This window comes from Streptococcus mitis (genome assembly GCF_001579035.1).
GTDB lineage: Bacteria > Bacillota > Bacilli > Lactobacillales > Streptococcaceae > Streptococcus > Streptococcus mitis_J.
The window spans coordinates 135556-137200 of record NZ_KQ970288.1 but is presented as its reverse complement, the minus strand read 5'-3'; the positions used below and the strand labels follow the sequence as shown (position 1 = coordinate 137200).

The 1645-nt window shown below is 30.8% G+C and carries 2 protein-coding genes; both read left to right on the top strand.

Annotated elements, in window-relative coordinates; genetic code table 11:
• A partial coding sequence (locus SMIDD26_RS13095) for a restriction endonuclease subunit S (protein ID WP_246746967.1) occupies window positions 1–540 on the top strand: 540 nt, incomplete at its 5' end.
• Window positions 541–603: 63 nt separating this feature from the next.
• Window positions 604–1645, top strand: a 1042-nt coding sequence (locus tag SMIDD26_RS06855) for a GmrSD restriction endonuclease domain-containing protein (RefSeq protein ID WP_134990228.1), incomplete at its 3' end; no start/stop codon positions are given.

Genomic DNA, 1645 nt, shown 5'->3' with positions numbered 1-1645 from the left:
TCTGGTGGGACCCCAAAATCTACAAATGTTTCATACTATTCAAATGGTGAAATACCATGGATAAATAGTGGAGAGTTAGAGCAAACTGTTATTACAAGTACTTCTAATTTTATTACAGAAGAAGGGTTAAATAATTCTAGTGCGAAGTTATTCCCTAGTGGGACAATTCTAGTTGCTATGTATGGAGCAACGGCAGGAAAAGTTAGCTTCTTAACTTTTGAAGCATCAACAAACCAGGCAATATGTGCGATTATGTTAACAGATATTAGGATGCGTTATTATCTCAAAAATGTAATTGAGGACTTGTATCAGTATCTTGTTAAGTTGAGTACAGGTTCTGCAAGAGATAATCTCTCACAGGATATGATTAAAAATATAAAAGTAGTTATCCCTTCAAATGATATTTTAGATAGATTTTATGATTTTTCTAATAATATCATTAAAGAAATAACTAAAAAACAACAAGAAAATGAACAACTCACCCAACTTCGCGATTGGCTCTTGCCAATGATGATGAATGGACAGGTGAAGGTGGAGTAAGGATTGTGAATTCTATAAAAGGCATGTAACCTATACATAGTATAAATTAAAAGGAGTAATCAGATGGAAGATAATGTAATTAAAGAAGAGATTTTAAATATTTTAAATGAAGACGAATGGCAAATGAAGCTTAAGGAATTGATGAATGTCTCTAGTGAATCGGAAATAGAGATAGAGGTAAAATCTATTACACAGGCTGACAGCAATGATTTTATTTTAGTTAAACTTCTTGTAAATGGCCAGGGGAGTTTATTTGCTTTTGACTTAAATTATAACCAAAGTAATAATATTGTTGAAGTTATAGCAACAGAAGATATAACAGAAACTGAGATCCGCAACAATAAAACTAGTTTCGATATTTCTTACTGGTCATACAATATAACATATAGCCAATTATCAAATATGTATGAAAAAAAGATAATAAAAGTTCCTGATATGCAAAGGGGATTCGTTTGGAGTAAGCTCCAAGCTTCTCGCCTTATTGAGTCAATTCTTATGGGACTTCCTCTCCCAAGTATTTTTTTAGTTCAGATTGAAGAAGATGGTAGAAAAAAATACTTAGTAATCGATGGGTTGCAGCGTATTACTGCAATTAATTCTTTTATTAAAAACAGGCGTTTACCTAACTCTAAATTAAAGAATAGTGCAGGTTTTGCATTGAGTGGTGTAAATAAGAAATTTGATGGAAAAACTTTCGATGAATTAGATTCTGAAGGTTTAGCAGATAATTTAGAGCTAAATACGATTAACGTTATAGAATTTAAACAGTCAAGCCCTTATACTGAGTCGGCAATTTATCAAGTTTTTGAAAGGCTTAATAGTGGTGGGACTTCTCTAACTAGTCAACAAATTCGAAACTCTATTTATTATGGTTATTTTAATAAAAAATTAAATGAGTTTTCAGAAAAATATATCTCTCAATATTTTTCACAAAGTGCAAATCTTAATCTTATTAATTCTGAACTTGTTCTGAGGACAATATCTATCTTTGACTTAATAAGAAATGATGGTGGGATTAATTCGTTTTCTACTGTGGGAAGCATAGTTTATAAAAATTTGCTAAATGATACTGCTGAGAAATATCACATAGAATTTAAAAAAAGTG